Raw genomic sequence first — 18,261 nt, 5'->3', positions numbered from 1 at the left:
CGGCCACGCTTGCGACTGAAAAGGAGCGAATCGATGAAAAGAAAAAGTCTTCACGCATCCCCCTGCCCCATCGCCAGAGCCCTGGACAGCATCGGCGATTGGTGGACGCTGTTGATCCTGAGGGACGTCGCCAAGGATGTACGGCGCTTCAACGCGATACAGAAAAACCTGGGCATTCCCCGCAATATCCTGACGACGCGCCTGCGCATGCTGGTGGATCGCGAAGTCCTTGCCATCGCGCCGGCTTCCGACGGCAGCGTCTATCGCGAATACGTGCTGACGGCAAAGGGGCGCGACCTGCTCCCTGTGCTGGCGGCGTTGCGCGAGTGGGGCGACAAGCACGCGCCCGCGCTGGCCGAGTGCGATGCGGCCGTGGAACCGGTGATGACGGCGCGCGAAGCCGATGCGCTGGACGACCCGGCCGGCGTCATGGCGGGCGTTCTGGCCCGGCCCGCGCTGCTGCACACGGACACGCAGCGCGTGCTTGCCAGGGCCGAACCCGGGCTTTATTGAGCCGCGCGGGGACGTCCGCCAGGCCCGTACGCGGGTACAGCGCTTGCTCTGGCGTTCGCTTTTGATTGTCCGCCGGTGCGCCTCGCGCCGGCCCGTTGGCATGCACAAAAGCGACTTCATCAAGGCAGCGCTGGCCTTCAGCTGTGTTTTTCTCCTCATGCGTGCAGGCGCCGCGGCGCAAGCGCAGGCGCCATCGCCGCCCAGCGCTTCGGCCCCCGCCATCACGGCGGCGGACGCCCAGCGCGCCATCGATATCCTGCAGGACGACACGCGGCGCGCGGAATTGCTGCGCACCCTCAGAGCCATCGCAGCCGCAGCGCCGGCGTCGAGCGCGACAGCGGCGGCGCAGGGCGCGCCTGCGGCGGGGGACACCGCCGCTTCCACCCCCGCCGGCAGCCCTCCGCCGGCAGAGCCGGCCAACAGCGCGCCGGGCGAGGCTGCCACCGACGGCAGCGGCGCCGCGGCGCCGGACACCATCGTGCCGCTGGAGGCGGGCGGCCTGATGGCACGCACGCTGCGCAGCCTGGACGATTGGATGGATGACTTCGTCGGGCAATTGGGCGTGATCCGCGACGCCGCCATCGCCATCCCCGCTTTGCTGGCGCAATCGAACACCGTCATGACGCCGGCAAACAAGCGGCTGATGGAGCGGGTCGCATTGGCGCTGCTGGGGACGTTCGCGCTTGGACTGGCGCTGGAATGGGCGCTGCACCGGGCGCTGCGGCGCCCCCGGCAGGCGCTGGCCGAGCATGCGGACCGGCTGGCGCAACGCCATGACGGCGCCCGGGCCGCGTCCGCCTTGGAGACCGCGCACGGCGTGCGCCAGGATGCGGCGGCAGATGCGCCTGCCGACGCCACGCAGGCCGGGCTGCGGCCGGCACACGAGGGCGTGGCGCTGGTGCATGCGCATCGCGACGGCGTTGACAGCGTCGAGCCGGTGCCCGTGGGACGCGAGAACGCCGCCGGCGCGCCGCCCGCTTCCGATGCGGACCGCCCCGTCGAGCCGGCCCGCAAGGTCGACGAGGAAACGCGCAAGCACTCGCGCCAGCACTGGCGCACGCTGCGCAATCTGCCCTACGCGCTCGGCGCCTTGGTCCTGGACGTGCTTCCGATCGCGCTCTTCTTCGTGGCGGCAAGCCTGGCGTTGCGCCTATTCGCCGGCAGCCATCCCCGGACCGTGGCCGTGACGGCCGACTTCATCCAGGCCTATGTCGCGCTGCGGCTGACCATGGCGGTGATGCGTCTGCTGGTGTCGCCCGCGGGCCAGGGCCTGCGTCTGCTGGATATCGGGCCCGCCACGGCGGCCTTGCTGCTGACCTGGACCCGCCGCATCGTCGGCCTGGCGGTATTCGGCATGGCGGTCGCCGACGCCGCCGCCCTGCTCGGCGCCGGTCTCGGCCTGCGCGGCGCGTTCATCAAGGCAGTGTCGCTTCTGGTGCATCTTGGCGCCGTCGTGCTGATCGTCAAACTGCGGCGGCCCGTGCGCAGCGCCCTGCGGGCGCCAGCCGGCGCAAGCGGCCCTCTGGCGGTCGCCCGCAACTGGTTCGCCGATGCCTGGGCCGTGATCGCCGTCGTGCTTGTCATGGGCATATGGGTGGTATGGGCCCTGGGGGTGGAGGACGGCTTTCCGAAACTCGTCCATTTCGTACTCGTCTCAGCGGCGGTGCTGGTGGCGGCGCGCCTTCTGGCTATCCTGTTGCTCGGCGCGCTGGGCCGGCTGTTCACGCCGGACAAGACCGAGGCCGCAACGGACGCCGCCAATGGCGGCGCCCAACGCGGCGCCCGTCTATCGGACCGCTACTACCCGTGGATGCGCGGCCTGGTCTCCGTCGTCATTACGCTCTGCACGGTGATCGCATTGTTCGAATCATGGGGCCTGGACGCCCTGGACTGGTTCGCGCCCGGCACGCTGGGCCGCAGCATGGCGGGGGCGGCGCTGACGATCGTGGTGGCCGTCATCGTCGCCATCCTGGTGTGGGAGGCGGCGCAATACGCCGTGGAGCGGCGCCTGCAACGCTGGCAACGCCAGGGCGATATGGTGCGCGCCGCCCGGCTGCGCACGCTGCTGCCGATGCTGCGCACCGCGCTTTTCATCGTGGTGGCGCTGATCGTCGGCCTGACCGCCCTGAACCAGATCGGCATCAACACCACGCCCCTGCTTGCCGGCGCCAGCATCATCGGCGTGGCGCTGGGCTTCGGCTCGCAGAAGCTGGTTCAGGACTTCATCACCGGCATATTCCTGTTGATGGAAAACGCAATGCGGGTGGGCGATTGGGTCACTGTCGCGGGCGTATCCGGAAGCGTCGAATATCTGTCGATACGGACGGTGCGGGTGCGCGGGGGCGACGGCGCCCTGCATATCGTTCCCTTCAGCTCCGTGTCGACGGTCACCAACAGCAACCGCGGCATCGGCAACGCCGCCGTCCGTATCAGCGTTGCCTATGACACCGATATCGACCGCGTGGTCAGCGAACTGAAACAGATCGGCGCCGCGCTGCGGGCCGACCCCGCCTTCCAGGACCAGATACTGAACGACATCGAGGTCTGGGGCGTCGACTCGGTGGACGGCTCCATGATCACCCTGGTCGGGCAGATGCGCTGCAGCGACAAGGGCCGCTGGGGCGTGCAGCGGGAGATCAACCGCCGGATCCTGGAAAGATTCCGTGAACTCGGCATCGAAATCGCCAATCCGCGCGCCAGCCTGCTGCTGCCGGCTGATGGGTCGCCGCTTGCCACGCCAGGGACCCCGGGCGATGGATCGGCGCCCGCAAAGGGGCCGTCGCGCGACGATGGCCAGCGGCCGGCTGGCGCGTGACCGCGATCCGGCCGGATATCGCCGGCCCGGCGCCGTCCGTCCGATCGGGAGCCAGCCAGCTCAGCGCGGTACGAGCGCGGCGGCGGCGCGATCCAGCGGATCATCGCTGGCCGCCAGTCCGGCGGCCACGCCGGCACGGTCTTCCTCGCTGCGGTTCTGGCTCATCTTGCGCTTGGCTTCGATACGTGCGATGGGCAGACGCACACCCACGATCCCCTTGAGCATGGCGGCGATGTAGTCGGCCGGCGCGTCCGAGACCGCCCAGGGCTGCGGCCGTCCGGCCTCATGCCGCGCCGTCAGGGCCGTCACGACCTTGCGCAGGCGATCCGCATCGTCGAAGTACTCGACGGGCCCATAAACGTGGATGGCCAGATAGTTCCAGGTGGGCACGACCTTGCCGTCGCGCTGTTTTCCGGGGTACCAGGACGGCGACACGTAAGCATCCGGACCCATGAAGATGGCCAGGGCATCGCCGTTGACGGGCGCCTTCCACTGTGGATTGGCGCGTGCCATGTGTCCGTACAGTACGCCCTGGCCGCCTTCGCCGGTCTCCAGCAGCATTGGCAGCGGCGTGGCGACGATGCCGTCCGGCCCCGCCGTTACCAGCTGGGCCAGACGCGCATCGCGCAGCGCCGCATGAATGGCGGAAAGGTCATCTACGCGAAAGGCGGACGGGATGTACATGGCGGTCTCCAGGGACAAGCCGGCATTATGGGCCATGCCGCCCGCCCCGCGCGCTAGGCGATCCGCGTCGTGATGGCCTTGGTTTCCAGGTAGTTGTTCAATACCGCCTGGCCCATTTCACGCCCCCATCCGGACTGCTTGTATCCGCCGAACGGCAAGGCGGCGTCGAAGACGTGGTAGCAATTGATCCATACCGTTCCCGCCCGCAGCCGGTTGGCGATCTGCGTGGCGCGGCCCTCGCTGCGCGACCACACGCCGGCGGCCAGTCCATAAACGGTATTGTTGGCCTCCGCGATCAATGCGTCGTCCACTTCATCGAAAGGCGTCGCCACCAGGACGGGGCCGAAGATCTCTTCCTGCACCACCTTCATATCGGGCTTGGTATCCACCAGGATGGTGGGTTCGACGAAGTAGCCCTCCCCGCCCAGACCCTTGCCGCCGCAGACCGCGCGGGCCCCTTGCGTCCTGCCCGATTCCAGATAGCCCGTGACGCGCTCGTACTGCACTTGCGACACCAATGGACCCATCTGCGTGCTTTCGAGCAGACCGTGGCCCAGCGTGATCTTGCCAGCCATCTCGGCGACGCCCGCGACCACCTGGTCGAACACATTCCGCTGCACGTACAGCCGCGAGCCGGCGTTGCAGCACTGTCCATGGTTGAAGAAAATCGCCGCCGCCGCGCCCGGGATCGCGATATCCAGGTCCGCGTCGCCCAGGACGATGTTGGGCGATTTGCCTCCCAGCTCCAGGCTGACCTTTTTGAGGTCCCGCGAGGCGGCCTGGACAATGAGCTTTCCAACCTCCGTGGACCCGGTAAACGCAACCTTGTCCACACCGGGATGCGCGGCCAATGCCGCACCCGCGGTTTCGCCGAATCCCGGAACGATGTTCACCACGCCTTTGGGCAGCCCCGCCTCCAAAAGCAACTCGCCCAGGCGCAGCGCCGACAGCGGTGTTTCTTCGGCCACCTTCAGGACCACCGTGCAACCCGTCGCCAAGGCGGGAGCCAGCTTCCATGCGGCCATCAGCAGGGGAAAATTCCAAGGGATGATCTGTCCCACCACGCCGATCGGTTCCGGCCGTGTATACGAAAGGAACTCCATGCCAGGCGCCGCCAGCGCCGAGATCGGTATGGTCTTGCCTTCGATCTTGGTGGTCCAGCCGGACATGTAGTGGAACATGTCAGCCGACAGGGCGACGTCCGCGACGCGCGCAACCGTCTTCGGCTTGCCGTTGTCGATGGCTTCCAGCTCGGCCAATTCGTCCGCGTGCTCCAGGATAAGGTCGCCGATACGATGGATCAGGCGGCCCCTGGCGGACGCCGTCATGCGCGGCCACGGGCCGCTTTCGAAGGCCTGCCTGGCCGCCCTCACGGCCAGATCGATGTCGGCCTTGTCGCCCTCGGCCACCTGCGCGATGACTTCCCCGGTGGCGGGGTCGCGCACTTCGAAGGACTTGCCGGATTGCGCGTTCACCCAGCGTCCGTCGATAAGCATGGCGCGCGGCTGCGAAAGCCATTGCTCGATGGCGGGCGACAGGGCCGGGCGGGTTTTCAGGTCTGCGGGACTGTCCATGGTTTGTCTCCTCATGCGATCCCGTGGCGGGATCCAGGTTGGCACAGTGCTGCGCGGGGCCCTCGCCACACATGGCCGGGGCCTCTGGTTCTCCCTGCGTCGGCGGGCCGTCGTAGACGAACCGCGCGTTTTGCTACGCGTTCCGTTCCAGCACCCGTTCGACCGTGTCCATCATTTCGGACAGGTCGAACGGCTTGGCGATATAGGCGGAATAGGCATACCCGCTGCATGCCTGGCTGACCATTTCCTCTGGCAGGGCGCTCATGACGATGACCGGCACCTCGCCCAGGTAGGCGTTGTCGCGCATCGCGGTCAAAAGCGACGCGCCGCCCATGCCGGGCATCATGACGTCCGAAACCACCAGGTCGGGTTTTATTTCCAGCATGCGGGTCAGGGCCGCCAGCCCTTCGTTTTCGATGTATACCGTATGGCCGGCGCCGGTCAGCGCCTCCCGGATCACGTTCGCCAAGGTGGCCTCGTCGTCCACCACCATGATTTTTGCCATGTTCACTCCGTCGCGCCGGGCGCGATCCCTTTATGCTAACGCCGTGGACCGGAAAAGAAAGCGGGTCCGGTCCGGCGAACGGGCCGCGGTAGCAAACGCCGTGCCCATTTATGCCATGCGTATGACCTATCATTTTCTGGCGAACGCCGTCCTTTTGCTGCATGCGCTCTTTGTCGCATGGGTGGTGTTCGGCGCACTGGCAGGCTTTTGGAAACGATGGCTGATCTGGCTGCACCTTCCAGCGCTCGCGTGGGGCGCCGCCGCTGCCGGCATGGGGTGGATCTGTCCGCTCACCCCGCTGGAAAACGCACTGCGCGAGCAAGCCGGGCTGACGCCCTATGCGGGCGACTTCGTGCAGCAATACCTGATGCCGCTGCTCTACCCGCCAGGCCTGACGCGTCCTGTCCAGGCGCTGCTTGCCGCGCTATTGCTGGGCGGCAATGCCGCGATCTACCTGCTCCTGTACCGCCGGGGCTCCTTCCGGCGTTAACCACGCCCTAGTGCAAAAGCGGGATGCTGGCGCTGCGTCGGATGTGGCGCCCCCTGGCATCGCGCCATGGCTGCGTATGGGCTTCGAGCAATTCTTCCAGGGCCTCCCAAGCCGCCTGACGCGCCCCGGCCGTTTCGGCGTCTTTGCCCGCTTTGAGGGCATTGGCGTACGACGACATGGCGCGGAAGAATGCTTCGCGCTGGCGGATGAGCGGGGCGGACAGATCGGACGTCTCCTGCGGCGCCAGCGTCGCAACCGCCCTTCGATCCTCGCTGCGACGATGCCGGTCCGCGGCGATGACTTGATCCCAATACCTTGCCGCTTCGCCGCGGACCGTGGTTTCTTCCTCTCCAAGCCCGGCCATGATTCTGTCGATCTCGCCGCGATGGCCGCTGCAAAACCGCTCCCAGTGTCCCGCGCGGTCGCCTGACCCGGCGGAGAAATAGGCGTGATGCCGCATGAACAGATACGACAGCGTATGCGTGCCCATTTTTTCCGACAGCAGGTGCCGCTTATCGTGCACGGGTCCGCCATGCCCGGCGGTCACGCGAAAGTGTTGCAGCCGCATCGCGCTTGCGTTGCCCCCGTCTCGCGGCTGGAAGAAAGTCCACGTCCAACGCCGCGAGCCGCTCACTTGCTGGCCCAGCATGAGGCTGTCCTTCAATGCCTCCGCCGCCGGCTCCAACGCCTGGGTCAGGAGTTCCGGTCCCAGGCCGGGAAGCCGATCCGACAGAAACTGCCCGACGGCAGGCAGGTGGACATCTGCCGCCACCTGGCCGCCAAGGTCCACGGACAAATACAGGTAGTCGCCGTCGCGCAACATGTTCCAGTCGCGCCTGACGCAGATTTCCGCTTTTGCTTCCACTTGCGCGAAAGCTCCCATGCCGGCCCGTTCGGCATTTCGCAACAGGCCCGCCTGGCCCTTGATCGACACGGGGATATTCCTCAGCGTCACCTTCAGTTCATTGCCGAACGTGGTGTACCGCTGGGCCTTGGCGCGATCGTAGGAAGGGATCCCGGGCGCATCGAGCTTGCGCGCGAGCCGGCCATGCGCCTGCGCCAGATCATCGGTTTCGCCCAGCGCCTGCATGCGCAGCCCCGCCAGCGCATGCACGATACCGAGGCGTTGCACATAGGCGTACATGGCCTTTTCGCCAGCGGCTCCCTGAACGCCCCAGCTCTGTTCAATGTGACGCGCCATGGCCTTGTACCGGGGCGTGCCCGCGGCGATCTGACGGCGGGCATAGCAATAACGTTCGAATTCCTGCTCCATGTCATCCAGCAGCCCGCGCAATTGCGCAGCCGTCGCGACGCCGATGCGGAATGGCTCGGTTACCAGCCGGCCCTCAGCGGTGTTGCGCAAGGATGGAAGGTGCGCAAGCGCGCCCTCGATGCGGCGGCCGGCGTCTTGCAAAGCCGAGACGCGCTCGGCCCGGGCCTCGGCGTCCACCGTGGACGCCCCCGTATCGACGCCGCGTACGGCATCCCAGAACCCCACCCGCGGGCGGATAGCGAGGTCGGTCGCAGAGATCGCCGCATTCAAAGTCGCGCTTGCGCCCAGTACTTGCAGCAATCCCGCCTGAAAGCCGGCCTCGGCCGCGGCCGTCCAGGTCGAAGAGGTGAAGGCGGACGGCAGCACTTCATCCGGCGCTCGCGCATCCACTGCAACCATATGGAGTCCATCGGAACGCGTGCCAGGGTTCAAGTCCAGCGGCCCCACCGCTTTGGCAAAAATATCCCGCTCAGCGTAGGCATTTTCCTGGATGGCATCGAGCTGACGCAGCGAAAGACCGGTCGATCCCACCAACCGCCGCTTGCCCCAGGCTTTTTTCAGTTCGCCCATGCCGGGCCCGGACAGCGCTTCGCCATGCGCGACGCCCTTGCTGGATCGCACCAGGTGTGCGACGTCGTTGAAGAACATGCCATGCCGGCGCTTGTAGCTGCCGGTGAAGGACACGTTCCCCTTGACCGCCCCGAAATTGGCGGACAGCGCTGCTCCCGCGGTGCCTGACGTCCACCGCGCTTGTTCGATGCTGCCGTCATCGCAGGCGGCCAGATCGCGCCCGCGGACGGTAAGCCCGACGACCACGCCGACGGGAACACCGGCGACCGACGACGCGGACACGGTCGTCTGTCCGCCCAGGAACTCCGAACGGCTCTCGCCGGCATGGGAGTAAGGCGCGAAACCGGAGTCCTTGGCCCGTTCGATCTGCACGCGCGCAAGCGCGGCCCATCCGCCGAGCACTTGCACTTCGAAATGCCGCAGGAGCATTTCCAGCAAAGCATCGGGCCGATACCCGGGACGCTTGCGGGCGGGCGGATATAGAGCTCGCCAAAGGCGCGCGAGCAGCGACGGCTTGGCACGGAGCGATTTGCGCGTCTGCCGCAGCGCCTGCGCCAGCTGCGCATGCTCCGTCCACTCCAGGCCCCGGTCCGGGACCGCATTCGGGCCATCCGCGAGCTCGTCGTCCGGCACACGGTGAGGCGATGACGCCAGCCGCGACGCCATGTCTTCCCGGAGGCGCTGAAGCATACGGTGGTGACGCTGCATGGCGCCTTGAATACGAGGAGGCGCCGCATTGGCGTCCCTCAGCTGCTCCGCCAGCCGCGCTTCCACGCGCTGAAGAATTTTTACCGCCATATCCCGCCGTATGGCGCCGTCCCTGGCGTGAAGCGGTATATCGGGAATTTCCGGACGCCGCCCGGTCGGCGGAGACGGCGCGGCGATGCGGCATGGCGCCGGACCGTGCCGGCGCGCGGGCGCGGCTTCGGCCGGCGGCAATGGATGGGAAAGCTGCGCCATCACTTCAGTGGCGCCCTTCAGCACGGGCCGTGGTTTTCCCGACAGCGCCCGGCGCTTCATTACACGGCTCCCTGAAAGAGCACTCGTCGCGCGCGGATGGGCTGGACGGACCCGGAATGCCGGCATGCGCACCGGCCGCATCGCGGCCGTACCGGCACCCGCTGCGGCGTTGACTTTCGGCATCGTTATCGCTCCTGAACGCAGCGGCCGATGACGTCAATGACCTACAAAAAATAGGACCATCGGCCGTTGCTGCGGCGCATCTTAGAGAACTGTTCGACGCCACGGTGCCGGACGGTGGCGCGATGATGCGTCGCGCTTGCCGATTGCAGCGGGATGGCGTCTGACGGCCAGGTAGGAAGGCAGGAAGCCGCTGCGGCGGTGAGACGCGGAAACCGCATGGCGTAGAATTTCCCGATGCTGCCCGCTGCCCGGACCCTTCGCGCGACCGCTCGCGCACGCGTGCTGATGTGCCTGCTTTTGCTGGCCGTCAGCGTGCGGGCGCTGATACCGGCCGGCTATATGCCGGACCCGCATGCGCTGCGGCAGGGCCAGCTGCGCATCAGCCTGTGTACATCGATGGGCGCCGTGCCCATCGGCCAATTGCTGCGTGACCTGCATCATGGTCATGACCACGCCGGCATGGACGCCGCCGCTCAGCACGAAGGCGGCAGCGCTCACCTTCACGGCACCCATGATCAGGGACCGGATCAGGCCGCCGGCGCGGAATGCCCCTTCTGGGCCGTGGCGCATATCGCCCTGCATCTGCCGCCCGCCGTCGTTTCCCCTCTGCTCGCGTCCGCGGCCGACGCCGCAACGCATATCGTTCCGCACGCGGCCCTGCCGCCGATGCCGCCCGCCGGCCCGCCATTGGGCTCGCGCGCGCCTCCCCTCGCCTGATCTCCGCCGCATTTCTCTCGTACTCCCGCTACGGCGGGACCCGATACGTTCACGCGCGCGGTTCCGGTGGGACCATGCGCGCCGAGGCGCCGCCTCGGCTATCCCAGGCCTTTTCGCCGGGATCGCGCTGCGCGCCACACAGGCGAGGTCATCGTCATGTCAAGCTCACCACAGAAACCCGCATCCATCCGGGATGCGGCTGCCCCATCCCCTGCTCCCAACCCGTCGTCCGCCACGGGCCTGATCGCCCTGATTACCCGGCTGCACTTCTACGTCGGCCTCTTCGTCGGGCCGTTCATGCTCGTTGCGGCCGTAACGGGCACCCTGTTCGTCCTGACCCCGCAGTTGGAAGACCGGCTCTATGCCGATCAGCTGTATAGCGGCGCATCCGGCCCTGCGCATTCCCTGACTGAACAGATTGCGGCGGCCAGATCCGCGGTCGGTCCCGAACCCAGATTGTTCGCGGTGCGGCCGGCGCCGCGCCCTGGCACCACCACGCGCGTCATGTTCAGTCAGCCCAGCCTGCAGGATTCCGAACATCGCGCCATCTTCGTGGACCCGGTCACGCTGGCCGTCAAGGGCGACCTGAACGTCTACGGCACCAGCGGCACCTTGCCCTTCCGGACGACGCTGGACACGATGCACCGGGATCTCCTGCTCGGCGACGTTGGCCGCAACTACAGCGAGCTGGCCGCGTCCTGGCTGTGGTTCGCCGCGCTGGGCGGCATCCTGGTGTGGTGGCATGGGCGCCGGCGCGCCGCCTCGGCCTGCGCGCTCACCGGCAGGGCGCGGCTGCGCCGCATCCACAGCGGGATCGGCCTGGCGATCGCCATCGGGCTGTTTTTCCTGTCCGCCACGGGACTGACATGGTCGCGCTGGGCCGGCGGACACATCGATGCGCTGCGCGAGCAGCTGGGATGGGTCACGCCCTCCGTATCCACCAGCCTGAAGGGCGCCGGAACGGACGCCGGCCACGCCGGACACGCCATGGGGGGCGAGCACGCCGACCATATGGCCGCGGTGATGTCCGGCATGCCGGACATGTCGGCCAAGACCGCCGGCGATGGCGGCGCCCGTCCCACGGACGTGGCGTCTCAGTTCGATCGCATCCTGGCGGCGGCGCGCGCGGGCGGAATCGATGCCGCCGGCATCGAGATCCGTCCGCCGCGCAAGACGGACCAGGCCTGGCTGGTGCGCGAAGTAGACCGTTCCTGGCCTACGCAGGTGGACACTGTGGCCATCGACGGCCGCGACTTCTCCATCGTCAGCCGCGCGGACTTCGCGACGTTTCCGCTGATCGCCAAACTGATCCGCTGGGGCATCGACACCCACATGGGCATCCTGTTCGGATGGGTGAACCAGCTGCTGATGGCCGCATTCGGCATCGCGCTCAGCGCGATGATCGTCATCGGCTATGCGATGTGGTGGCGGCGCCGGCCGGCACCGGGGTCGCCGGCCCTGACCGTGACGCAGGCTTGGAACCGCCTGCCCGTGGTTCAACGGTGGATCGCCGTCGTCCTGGCCTGCGCCCTGGGCTGGAGTTTGCCGCTGATGGGGTTAAGCTTTCTGGCTTTCATGCTGGTGGACGTCGTGCGCTGGCGCCTTGCGGGGCGGCCCCGGTCACGCGGCTACATGCGGGCGTGATGCCGAGTCGATAAAGGGAGGATTCGCATGGATCGGGAATTCTGGCTGGAGCGGTGGCGCGAAGGGCGCACCAACTTTCACCAGGCACGGGTGACGCCGCCGTTGGAGCGCTTGTGGCCCACGCTGGAATTTCCGCCGGGCAGCCGCATTTTCGTGCCGCTTTGCGGCAAGTCGCTGGACATGGCGTGGCTGGCGCAGCGCGGCCTGCAGGTGCTCGGCGTCGAACTTTCTCCCCTGGCGGTGCAGCAGTTCTTCGACGAACAAGGGCTTGTCCCGCGCATCCGCCGTTCCGCGATGGGCGAACACTACGCCGCCGGGAATATCGAGATTATCTGCGGCGATGTCTTCGACATGGACGCGGACACCCTGCGCAGCTGCGTGGGTGTCTACGACCGGGCGGCCCTGATTGCCCTGCCTCGCGACATGCGGGTGCGCTATGCGGAACACGTGTACGGCCAGCTGGACGACCGGTACCAGGGGCTTCTGATCACCCTGGACTATCCCCAGGCGGAAATGGACGGGCCGCCCTTTTCCGTGGACGATGATGAAGTCCAGTCGCTGTTCCGGCGGCATTCCACCGCCGACATCGTCTACCGGCGGGATATTCTGGAGCTGGAGCCGAAATTCCAGAAAGCCGGCGTTTCGCGATTGGATGCGGTGGCCTACCGATTGGGGCGCCGCGCCGCCAACGGCTGACACAACGCCAGGAGGGTGCAAGGATGTCCGATCCGGTCAAGCAGCCGGTGGTGCTGGTGCTGATGGGCGTGTCCGGCTGCGGCAAGACCACGGTCGCCGCCATTCTTTCCGGACGGCTGAACTGGCCGTTCGAAGAAGGGGACGCGCTGCATCCCCAGTCCAATATCGACAAAATGCGCAACGGTCATCCGCTCACGGACGCCGACCGCGCGCCATGGCTGGAGAAGGTGGCGCTCTGGGTCGAGGAATGCCTGGACGCCGGCGAAAGCGGCGTCATCACGTGCTCCGCCTTGAAACGCGCCTACCGCGACATCATCAACCGCCGCGGCCATGGCGTGCGTTTCGTTTACCTGGCCGGCACCAGGGAAACGATCGCCGCCCGGCTGGCCGCGCGGCATGGCCATTTCATGCCGCCGGCCCTGCTGGATAGCCAATTCGCAACCCTGCAGGAACCTGAGGCGGATGAGCCGTCCATACGCGTGGACATCGGCCCTGCGCCGTCGGCCATTGCGGAAACCATTATTCGGCGGCTCGGCCTGGCGCCTGGCGGCCGGCTCGGATAGCGCGGGTCCGCCTGCCGCGGCGGCGCCCGCGCCGTTTGCCCGCCTTCAATGCGCGGCGGAGGCGTCCGCCCCGCCGCCGCCCTTCACCGGCCGGGTAATCCAGATCAAGGGAATAATCAGCAGGAAGATCAGCGCCGACACGAAAAAAATGTCGTTCAGGCCCATCATCGCGGCCTGGGCATTCACGGTGGAATCGAAGAGCGTGTGCGCCGCGTTGATGTCCAGATGCAGCAGCCCTTGCAGCGTCTCGATCTGCCGATTGAATAGCGGATTTTCGGTATTGGCGACTTCGGTCAGGCGCTCATGGTGCAACACCGTGCGGTTGTTCCAGACCGTGCCGGCGATCGACGTCCCGACCGCCCCGCAGAAGACACGGATGAAATTCGACAACCCGGCGGCGGCAGGCAGGCGCTGGGGCGGCTGGCCGGACAGGATGATGGCCGTCAGCGGAATGAAAAACAAGGCCATCGGTATCCCTTGCAGCAAGGTCGGCAGGACCAAATGCCAGGTGTCGATCTCCATCACGTAGTTCGAACGCATGAAGAACACAATGGCGAAGCTGACGAAAGCCAGCGTCGCGATGATGCGGGCATCCGAGCGGGGCAACAGCCTGCCGAGTATCGGCGACAGAATCAGGGCGAAGATGCCCAGCGGCGCCATCACCAGGCCGGCATCGACCGAGCGATAGTTCAGGTATTCCTGCAACCATTGCGGCAGCAGCACCAGGTTGCCGAAGAACACGCCGTAGGCCACCGAAATGGCGATCGTTCCGCCGCTGAAATTCCGCTGTCCGAACAGCCGCAGGTCGACGATCGGATGCGGCTCCGTCAGCTCCCAGATCAGGAAGAAAACGAAAGTCACGAAAGCCGCAACCCCAAGTCCCACGATGATCGGAGAGCTGAACCAGTCCAGGTCCCTGCCCTTGTCCAGCATGATCTGCAGCGCCGCCACCCAGGCGATCAGCAATATCAAGCCGACCAGATCGATCGGCACCTTGCGCGTCGGCGTTTCCCGTTTGCGATAGATACCCCACGTGACCACGGCCGCGAAAATGCCCACCGGGATATTGATATAGAAGATCCAGGACCAGCTGTACCGGTCGGTGATCCAGCCACCCAGCGAAGGGCCCGCGATAGGCCCGACTGTTGCCGTCATCGCCCACAACGCCAACGCCATCGAGCTTTTCTCTTTCGGATACGAACCCAGCAGGATCGCCTGCGACATGGGAATCAACGGCCCCGCGACGGCGCCCTGCAACACCCGCGCCATCAGGAGCACCGGAAGATTCGGCGCCACCCCGCACAACCAGGACGCCAGCGTAAAAAGGGCGATGGCCCAGACGAACAGCCGAATCTGCCCCACGCGCTGCGTCAGCCACCCGGTCAGCGGGATGGAGACTGCATTGGACGCCGCGAATACCGTGATGACCCAGGTGCCCTCGTCCACGGATACCCCGAGATTGCCGGAAATCGTGGGAATCGCGACGTTCGCGATGGATGTGTCCAGCACGTTCATGAAGGTGGCCAGCGCCACCGCGACGGTCGCGAGCACCAGTTGACCGCCGTGCAGCGGCGGATGGGGCGATGGTTGCGTGGCCATGGCGGCGATTCGATCCGGACGTACGGGAAGTTCGGTGGGAACACGCCCATATTAGGAAAATCGGTTGTCCGTCACCTGAATACGCCATCCGATGCAATCCGGCGGGCGCAACGCGCCCCGCGCCCCGGCGGGGCCGGACCGGATGGAGAAGCCGGGCGGCACGGCACGCCCGAAATCGTCATACGAAGTATCGAGGGGCCCACGGCCCCACGGCGGCGTTGCCGGACATTGAACCCGGCCCGGATGTGCGCGAAGGCATGACCTGTATCGCGGCAGGCGGCCGCCGGCCATGCCCGCCCATTGCGGTGCGAGGCGGCGCGCAGTGTAATGCGCTGCGCGGATCGTCCGCCGGCACGACGGGAGCCATCATCACGACATGCAGCCAATGAAATCTGCGTGACGTTTCCTTATCAAGGGCTTGTCCGCTGCCGCCTGCACTGGCGTCCGCCGACCGCCTTCCGGATCGTTGCGGCGGCCTTCCATCCGCTCGCACTCCACATCGGGATCCACGATCCATGATGCTCTCGCCGCCTATCGCAGCCTGCGGTCCTGGCTGCCGATTCAGTTCTCGATACACCGAGGGTCATCATGAACATCCTGCAGCGTCGCCCCATTGCACTCCTCTTTGGCTTGTCGTTGTCGATTCCCGTGGCGTTGAGCGCGCAATCGACTTCCGTCGATCCCGCGCCGCCATCCGCCGCCGGGGAACAGATATACATCTCCAACACGACAGACCGTGAGATCGTGCTTCACATCGAATCCGCCAACGTCCAACGCACGGAATACCGGCTGGCGCCCGGAACCGCCAGCGTCCTGCGCGGCGAAGCGGGCGACACGTGGTTCAACATCGAAATGGAGCCCGGCACCGACCCGGCCAAGACGCCCGGCGACATGGCGATGGACCGCGCGGGCCGTTGAAGGACGGCAGCGGGCCTGCCATGCAGCGCCCGCTGCTTACGCTGCGCCCCGATCGGCCTCTCGCGCAGCGCGGCCGCCAGCATGGCTCTATCCATGGGCGGCGGCCGACGCGCGCACCTTGGGTTTTATGCTTGGCGCCCCACGGGCCGCACCACGTTGATGGGCGAGGGGCTGCAACACGATGACGGCACAGCTACATGCTGGCTTCCGTGGTCCCCAGCTGTATCGCCTACGATCCGACCTTCGCATACGAGCCGCCCGTCATCACCCAGGATCGCCTGCGGCGGATGTTCGTCGAGCACGAAGATGCGTACTACATCGCGCTTCTCAACGAGAACTATCCGCTGCCGGCGAGCGCGGAAGCAGGCCTTCTCAAGGGTCTTTACCTGTTCCGGGAAGCCGCCGGCGCGGACAACCGGTGCGCGTGCAATCGATGGGCAGCGGCGCCATCCGAGAAGTCATTGCACCCTCGGAGCTGTTGAGCGAGGACTTCGGCATCGGCAGCAATGTCTGGAACGCAACCAGCCTGACGGAACTGCGCCGCGACAGCATGGCGGCGCAGCGCTGAAAGAGACTGCATCCGGAAGACGAGGCGCGCGCCCCGTACGTCCAGCAGTGCCGCGCGGCGCGGCCTGGGCCTCTCGTCGCGGCCACCGACTACACGAAGATCGTCGCGGACCAGATCCGGCCCTTCATCCGGGATCGCCGCTTTATCGCGCTGGGGACCGACGGGTTCGGCCTGTCTGACACGCGCGCGTCGTTGTGCGCGAAGCGTTCCCGGAGCATCTTCGTGGCCCGTACGGCTGCACAAGCGACGCAACTAATACTGGGTTGCGTCGCAAGCACGGTTCAGACGGCAGCAGCTAATGTATGGAACAACGCACAAACAAATTTAGTAACGATCAGGCACGAACTCCGCATCCAAAGATATACTTTGATACGTTCTGGTCATATGGATACAAGGAGCGTGCCGTGACTGAGCAGTTCGACCAAGTGCCTTTCGGACATCTGGAATTTGCTGAAAACCCCGAGAACCGCTGCCCGTGCCTGCTTTTATTGGACACCTCGGGCTCCATGCAAGGCGCGCCCATCACCGAACTCAATGCGGGACTTCTTCAGTTCAAAGATGAATTGGCTGCCGACGCGATGGCGGCGAAACGCGTAGAGGTGGGCATAGTGACGTTCGGGCCAGTGGAAGTCATCACCGAGTTCGTGACTGCAGACGCGTTCTTTCCGCCCACTCTCCAAGCCAGAGGCGACACGCCGATGGGCGCGGCGATCGAGCAGGGCGTCGAGATGATCAAGAGCCGTAAAGAAGCGTACCGCCAGAATGGCGTCGCGTATTACCGGCCCTGGGTTTTTTTGATCACCGATGGGGGCCCCACAGACTCCTGGCAACATGCTGCGCGACTCGTCCGAGAAGGCGAGGAATCGAAAAGCTTTCAGTTTTTCGCCGTTGGCGTAGAAGGGGCGAATATGGAGGTGCTGCAGCAGATATCCGTGCGCGCGCCTCTTCAACTCAAAGGTCTTCGGTTCCGGGACCTGTTCCACTGGTTATCCAACTCCATGGGTGCCGTATCGCGATCCGCCCCTGGGGATGCTGTTCCGCTCGCAAACCCGACTGCACCCGAAGGCTGGGCGACCGTCTGATGGATGCCGGAGAATGGCGCGGCATTGCCGCGTCCGTCATTGGGTCCTCACACATCAAGACTGAGACTCCGTGCCAGGATAGCCATGCGTTTTGCCTGATCGAGGCGGCAGAGCCCATACTTGTACTTGTAGCGTCGGACGGGGCTGGAAGCGCATCGCGCTCCGATGCTGGCTCTTCATTGGCGTGCCGATCCCTGGTTGCCTGTATACAGAACTACCTCCACCAAGGTGGTTCGGTTGAAAACATGACACGGGATCTTGCCTGCGAATGGCTTGACGCCACGGTCCAGTCGATGCAGGACCTCGCCGATTCCGAAAACCTTCCGTTGCGCGAGTTCGCCTGCACCCTTCTTGCCGCAGTCGTCGGCCCACACGCGGCCGCTTATCTGCAGATAGGAGACGGCGCGATGGTCGTTCTATCCGATCCGGAGGAATGGTCGTACATCTTCTGGCCTGACCACGGCGAATACATCAATACGACAGCATTCCTCACGGATGCTTCATCCCGAGAGTCATTCAAGTTTGAAGCGGCCAAGTCCACAATTACCGACGTCGCCGTCTTCACCGATGGAATTGAGCCTCTGGTGCTCCGATACGCGACGCGAGAAGTTCATAGCCAGTTTTTCAATGGCATTTTCAAGCCCGTCCGTTCCCTCTCACGACCAGGTCTCGACCCCTCCCTATCGGGGCAACTCGCCGCCTACCTCGCGTCGGCCGCGATTTGCGACCGCACGGATGACGATAAGACACTGCTCCTTGCGAGTCGCGGCCGTCCATATCTAGGAAACACTGCGGCGGTACCCGAGGGTGAATGAGGAATGAGGTCGACTGCAATCCTCGGAAAGGACGGGCCGATACAGCTTGGCTTGGTCTTAGGCGCGGGTGGCGAAGGGTCCGTATACGAAGT

General features: G+C 65.9%; 17 protein-coding genes. 12 read left to right on the top strand and 5 right to left on the bottom strand.

What is annotated here, in order from left to right; translation table 11 throughout:
- The first annotated feature begins 33 nt into the window (after nt 1-33).
- Complete coding sequence (locus CAL13_RS06125; RefSeq protein WP_086071835.1) at nt 34-513, top strand: winged helix-turn-helix transcriptional regulator; 480 nt, start codon at nt 34-36, stop codon at nt 511-513.
- Between the two features lie 100 nt (nt 514-613).
- Nucleotides 614-3,328, top strand: coding sequence for a mechanosensitive ion channel family protein (locus CAL13_RS06120; RefSeq protein WP_086071834.1), 2,715 nt, complete (start codon nt 614-616; stop codon nt 3,326-3,328).
- 60 nt (nt 3,329-3,388) lie between these two features.
- Here the strand turns inward: CAL13_RS06120 and CAL13_RS06115 are convergent, their stop codons facing one another.
- From CAL13_RS06115 to CAL13_RS06105, 3 genes are all read right to left on the bottom strand, one after another.
- A complete protein-coding gene (locus CAL13_RS06115) occupies nt 3,389-4,012 on the bottom strand; it encodes an FMN-binding negative transcriptional regulator (protein WP_086059286.1) in 624 nt (207 codons plus the stop codon).
- A 53-nt stretch (nt 4,013-4,065) separates the two neighbouring features.
- Nucleotides 4,066-5,586: an aldehyde dehydrogenase family protein gene (locus CAL13_RS06110; protein ID WP_086071833.1), complete on the bottom strand. Its 1,521-nt coding sequence runs from the start codon at nt 5,584-5,586 to the stop codon at nt 4,066-4,068.
- A gap of 133 nt (nt 5,587-5,719) precedes the next feature.
- Nucleotides 5,720-6,091, bottom strand: coding sequence for a response regulator transcription factor (locus CAL13_RS06105; RefSeq protein ID WP_086056616.1), 372 nt, complete (start codon nt 6,089-6,091; stop codon nt 5,720-5,722).
- A gap of 121 nt (nt 6,092-6,212) precedes the next feature.
- Between CAL13_RS06105 and CAL13_RS06100 the strand changes: the two genes are divergently transcribed.
- The gene (locus tag CAL13_RS06100; protein ID WP_086073533.1) at nt 6,213-6,581 is read left to right on the top strand and encodes a DUF2784 domain-containing protein; all 369 of its coding nucleotides are present in this window, start codon (nt 6,213-6,215) and stop codon (nt 6,579-6,581) included.
- Between the two features lie 7 nt (nt 6,582-6,588).
- On the opposite strand, the gene CAL13_RS06095 is transcribed toward CAL13_RS06100, so the two are convergent.
- Nucleotides 6,589-9,114: a hypothetical protein gene (locus CAL13_RS06095; protein WP_157664815.1), complete on the bottom strand. Its 2,526-nt coding sequence runs from the start codon at nt 9,112-9,114 to the stop codon at nt 6,589-6,591.
- A 687-nt stretch (nt 9,115-9,801) separates the two neighbouring features.
- On the opposite strand from CAL13_RS06095, the gene CAL13_RS06090 reads away from it, so the two are divergent.
- The 4 genes from CAL13_RS06090 to CAL13_RS06075 all read left to right on the top strand — a co-directional run bounded on the left by CAL13_RS06090 (nt 9,802) and on the right by CAL13_RS06075 (nt 13,187).
- Nucleotides 9,802-10,284 carry a DUF2946 family protein gene (locus CAL13_RS06090; RefSeq protein WP_086071831.1) on the top strand — a complete coding sequence of 161 codons (483 nt, stop codon included), beginning with the start codon at nt 9,802-9,804 and terminating at the stop codon, nt 10,282-10,284.
- A 156-nt stretch (nt 10,285-10,440) separates the two neighbouring features.
- Nucleotides 10,441-11,928, top strand: coding sequence for a PepSY-associated TM helix domain-containing protein (locus tag CAL13_RS06085; protein ID WP_086071830.1), 1,488 nt, complete (start codon nt 10,441-10,443; stop codon nt 11,926-11,928).
- Nucleotides 11,929-11,955: 27 nt separating this feature from the next.
- Entirely contained in the window at nt 11,956-12,624 is a 669-nt protein-coding gene (locus tag CAL13_RS06080) for a thiopurine S-methyltransferase (RefSeq protein ID WP_086071829.1), read from the top strand.
- Between the two features lie 23 nt (nt 12,625-12,647).
- The gene (locus CAL13_RS06075) at nt 12,648-13,187 is read left to right on the top strand and encodes a gluconokinase (protein ID WP_086056610.1); all 540 of its coding nucleotides are present in this window, start codon (nt 12,648-12,650) and stop codon (nt 13,185-13,187) included.
- Between the two features lie 45 nt (nt 13,188-13,232).
- On the opposite strand, the gene CAL13_RS06070 is transcribed toward CAL13_RS06075, so the two are convergent.
- On the bottom strand, nt 13,233-14,786 hold the full coding sequence (locus tag CAL13_RS06070) for a DHA2 family efflux MFS transporter permease subunit (RefSeq protein WP_086056609.1): 1,554 nt from the start codon (nt 14,784-14,786) through the stop codon (nt 13,233-13,235).
- Nucleotides 14,787-15,374: 588 nt separating this feature from the next.
- On the opposite strand from CAL13_RS06070, the gene CAL13_RS21300 reads away from it, so the two are divergent.
- The 5 genes from CAL13_RS21300 (at nt 15,375) to CAL13_RS06055 (ending at nt 18,169) form a co-directional block, all read left to right on the top strand.
- Nucleotides 15,375-15,704, top strand: a complete 330-nt coding sequence (locus tag CAL13_RS21300; RefSeq protein ID WP_198297922.1) for a hypothetical protein — start codon at nt 15,375-15,377, stop codon at nt 15,702-15,704.
- A 197-nt stretch (nt 15,705-15,901) separates the two neighbouring features.
- Entirely contained in the window at nt 15,902-16,186 is a 285-nt protein-coding gene (locus CAL13_RS21475) for a hypothetical protein (protein WP_232467780.1), read from the top strand.
- Nucleotides 16,123-16,272, top strand: coding sequence for a hypothetical protein (locus tag CAL13_RS21470; RefSeq protein WP_232467857.1), 150 nt, complete (start codon nt 16,123-16,125; stop codon nt 16,270-16,272). Before CAL13_RS21475 ends, CAL13_RS21470 begins: the two co-directional genes overlap by 64 nt.
- Before the next feature lie 404 nt (nt 16,273-16,676).
- The gene (locus CAL13_RS06060) at nt 16,677-17,354 is read left to right on the top strand and encodes a vWA domain-containing protein (protein ID WP_232467779.1); all 678 of its coding nucleotides are present in this window, start codon (nt 16,677-16,679) and stop codon (nt 17,352-17,354) included.
- A complete protein-coding gene (locus tag CAL13_RS06055) occupies nt 17,354-18,169 on the top strand; it encodes a PP2C family serine/threonine-protein phosphatase (RefSeq protein ID WP_086071827.1) in 816 nt (271 codons plus the stop codon). Before CAL13_RS06060 ends, CAL13_RS06055 begins: the two co-directional genes overlap by 1 nt.
- The last annotated feature ends 92 nt before the right edge of the window (nt 18,170-18,261 follow it).

This window comes from Bordetella genomosp. 9 (genome assembly GCF_002119725.1).
In the GTDB taxonomy this organism is placed as follows: Bacteria; Pseudomonadota; Gammaproteobacteria; order Burkholderiales; family Burkholderiaceae_B; genus Bordetella_C.
The sequence above is the reverse complement of the archived record's forward strand: the minus strand, read 5'-3'. Positions and strand labels throughout refer to the sequence as shown.